We start from the raw sequence: 3,357 nt of genomic DNA on the forward strand, positions 1-3,357 counted from the left end.
GCGGGTCGCCCGGCGCGGTCGGCATCAGTTCGGCGGTCAGGGCGTTGCCGCCGTCGCCTCGCGCCAGGGTCGCCGTCGCCGCCAGCTGGCGGGTGCGGGCCACGATGAAGGTGATCCCCTCCTGCCGGCCGATCTCGGCCACCGCCTCGGCCGAGAGGCTGCGGTTGCCCAGCGAATTGATTTCCCGCATGTGCGGATCGGCCAGCAACTCCGCGCGCAGACTGTCGACCACCCCGGTCTTCAGGCCCAGCAGGACGAGGAGCGGCGCGAGGATCGCCGCCAGAGCGATGACGAAACAGGCGCTGAGCCCCTTCTCGTGCCACAGGTCGGCGAGGGCGAGGCGAAGGCTCAGCATGACCGGAACACGGCCCTGGTGCCGCCCTCCCCGGTTTCGATCGTGGGGGTCAGGGTCAGATCCATGCGGCCGGCGAGGCTGGCGATATCGTGGGACGCAATGACGAGGGCGGAGCCCGCCGCCGCCCCGGCCTCCACCAGCAGGTCGAGGATGATACCCGCCCGGGTCGGATCGACCGAGGCCGTGGGTTCGTCCGCCAGCACGAGGGCGGGGCGATGAGCGAGGGCCCGGGCGATGGCGACACGCTGGCGCTGGCCGACCGACAGGCTTTCCGGCTTGCGGGGCAGGAGTTCGGCGATATCGAGACGGCGGGCCAGCTCGCGCAGCCAGGCCGCGTCCGGCCGGCCGGACAGGCGCTGGGTCAGGGCGATATTCCCCTCGACCGTCAGATAGGGCAAAAGCCCGCCGGTCTGCGGCACATAGCCGATGAAGCGGGCACGGAGGGCCGCCAGCGCCTCGCGCCGGCCGGCGTGCCACAGCGCGGCGAGGTCGACCATCTCGCCCCCGGCGCTCAAGGTGAAGCATCCTGCCCGCTCGGGGGCGAGGGCGAGGGCGAGAAGGTCGAGCAGCGTGCTCTTGCCGACGCCCGACGGCCCCGTTAGGGCGACGCGGCTGCCGGGCGCGATGCTCAGGCGCTCCACCTCGACCTCATAGGCCCGGCCTTCCGCCTGCCAGCGACGGACGAGGCCCGCCGCCTCCATCAGGCTCATTACGGCAGGGCCTCCAGCGGCACCGGGTAATAGCTGTCGCCCGCCGCTTGCCCCCGGCCGAAGGAGACCCAGAGATTGGGACTGGCATCGAATTCGGCATAGAGGCGGAGTTTCGCCTCGATCGTGTCGAGCAATTCGCGCTGGGCGGACGGCCCCATGGCCAGCCATTCCGCCTCGCCGAGGCCGAGAATCTGGCTGCGATAGGGCAGGTCCTGCAGATATTCGCCGAGGAGATCGCCCAGATTGCCGATATCGCGGACCCGCGACGGATCGCGCGCGGTCGCGGCGGCGGCGGAGCGCAGCTGGCCGAAGAAATCCTGCGGCGACAGGCGGCTTTGCTCGCCCTTGTCGAGAATGGTCTTCAGCGCCCCGGCGAGGTCCGAGAGCTGGTTCTTGGTCAGCAGGACCCGGACATCGAGCGCGGCCAGGGTCGGGTCCTTGGTGTCGCGGTCGGCGGCCCAGGCGCGGAAGACATCGGGCGCCCGCGTGCCCTGGACCCGGCCGAGATAGGCAAGGCGCATGGCATAGCCGACGATGGCGCCCTGACGGGCGATATCCGTGCCCGCCGCCGGGGCCGTAGGCGGCGGCGCGGTGCCGGCCGCGACCGTCGCCTGCGCCTGCGCGATCAGCGTGTCGACCAGTTGGTCGACGACATGGCCGAGAGCTTCCGCCGTGCCGCCCTCGACGCCGTAGTAAAGACTGCCGGCGCCGGGAAAGCGGGTGAGTTCCTGATATTGCGCCTTGGCCCTGGCGTGGTCGCCCGCGCCCGCCGGGGTCAGCAGATGCAGGGCGAAGGTGGCGATGCCCTTCTGCCGGGCGAGCTGGTTCAATTCGGCGGGGCCGAGGCGGGTTTCGCTCAAGGGATCATTGCCGGCGCGGCTGCCGGCATCGGTGATGAGCACGATGTAGCGCCCGCCGAAGGGCGCCCAATCCATCTGGTCGATCGCCGTCTTGATGCCGGCGAAACTGTCCTCGTAGAAATTGGGGCTGGAAACGTCGGCCGCCTTCATCGTGTCGAGCGCAGCCAGGGTCTCCTCGGGCTTCGTATCGGGCGAGAGCGGCGAGAAGACTTTCGAGACATAGCGAAGGGCCGGCGTCACCTTGGCGTTGTCGCGGAAGCCGACGACGCCGAAGCGGATATTGTCGGCGAAGGGCGTGCCCTTCAGCTTCTCGTGGATGCGGCGCACCGCTTCCCGCGTCCGCTCGATCTGCGGCTGCATCGAGGTCGAATTGTCGATGACGACGGTGATGCCGACCTTGAAAGCCTTCAGCGCCGCGGCGGGATCGACGGCGGCCGGCGGCGTCGCCGATGGCGCGGCGGGAACCGAGGCGATCTCGAGCAGGCGCAGGGGAAAGCCGTCGTCGGTCAGCACCTGTTTCGAGGACAGGATGGGCAGCAGGTAGAATTGCTTCGCGATATCGACATAGGTCGGCGGCTCGATCGCGGCCACCGGACTGTCCGGCGGCAGGCGGTCGCCGATCGCCGCCGCGCGCATCGCCTCGGCATCCGCCGCCCGCGTGGGCGAGGCCATCAGCGTGGCCAGCGCATTCTGGTCCTTGAGGAACAGCACGCGCTGGCGCGCGGCGGGGCTGGCGAAGGCGACCGTCAGGCTCTGCTTCCAGTCGATGGTCTGGTCGGCGCGGATGTAACCGTCGGTATCGCCCCGGGCGTTGCGCCCGACCTCGACGAAATCCTGCCCACCCGCGTTCTTCCGGCCATAGACGTAATAGACCGTAAAGGCATCGGCGGCCTTGCCCTCGACGGCGGCGGGATCGGCCAGCACTTGCGCGCCGGGGCGGGACAGCACGCGCTGGAACAGGGTCTTCTTGCCCTCGATCAGCAAGGGCTCCCGCGCCAGGGCGGGCTCTGCGGCGCCGAGGCCGGCGAGGAGGAGAAGGAGGATACGGAAGAGCCTCATTGTGCCCCCTCCGGCCAATAGGTGGCGAGCGCGGCCGCGGCTTCGGCATCGCCGGCCGTGGCCTGTTTCCGCAGGACGGCTTTCAGGGCTTCCAGCGCCGGCTTCGCCTCGGCGATGCCGGCCGCCTCGGCCTTGCGGTAGAATTTCGCCGCCTGACCCGGATTGGCCTTGGAGAAGGGCTTGCCCTCGACGAAGGTGGCCGGATCGTAAAGCCGCGCGATGTCGAGCATGGCGGCGCCGAGGCCCCGCTCCGCCGCATTCTCGAGCAGCAGCAACATGCCCTGGACGTCGCCCTTGGCCTTGAACTTCTGCGCCCAGTCGTAGATTTCCTGCGGCGTGCCGGCGGCGCGGACGATGTCCTGCACCCCGGGCT

Annotated in this window: 3 protein-coding genes and 1 pseudogene; all 4 read right to left on the minus strand. The window is 70.1% G+C overall.

The genetic code is table 11. The features are described from left to right. Positions 1-355 (minus strand): annotated as a pseudogene (locus WAZ62_RS21535) (hypothetical protein); the annotation flags it as partial. After that, positions 349-1,065 (minus strand): ABC transporter ATP-binding protein, encoded by a 717-nt coding sequence (locus WAZ62_RS21540; RefSeq protein WP_422645586.1) that lies wholly within the window; start codon positions 1,063-1,065, stop codon positions 349-351. The gene WAZ62_RS21540 and the pseudogene WAZ62_RS21535, both read right to left, overlap by 7 nt. Beyond that, positions 1,065-2,984, minus strand: a complete 1,920-nt coding sequence (locus tag WAZ62_RS21545) for a vWA domain-containing protein (protein ID WP_422645587.1) — start codon at positions 2,982-2,984, stop codon at positions 1,065-1,067. The genes WAZ62_RS21540 and WAZ62_RS21545 overlap by 1 nt, the downstream gene beginning before the upstream one ends. Beyond that, on the minus strand, positions 2,981-3,357 hold a 377-nt coding region (locus WAZ62_RS21550), incomplete at its 5' end, for a hypothetical protein (RefSeq protein WP_422645588.1). The genes WAZ62_RS21545 and WAZ62_RS21550, both read right to left, overlap by 4 nt.

Source organism: Zavarzinia sp., from assembly GCF_049306435.1.
In the GTDB taxonomy this organism is placed as follows: Bacteria; Pseudomonadota; Alphaproteobacteria; order Zavarziniales; family Zavarziniaceae; genus Zavarzinia.

What these genes read in the sequence shown, in the direction of transcription:
- WAZ62_RS21540 (WP_422645586.1), bottom strand. Translation starts at nt 1,065, where the DNA reads ATGAGCCTGATGGAGGCGGCGGGCCTCGTCCGTCGCTGGCAGGCGGAA.
- WAZ62_RS21545 (WP_422645587.1), bottom strand. Translation starts at nt 2,984, where the DNA reads ATGAGGCTCTTCCGTATCCTCCTTCTCCTCCTCGCCGGCCTCGGCGCC.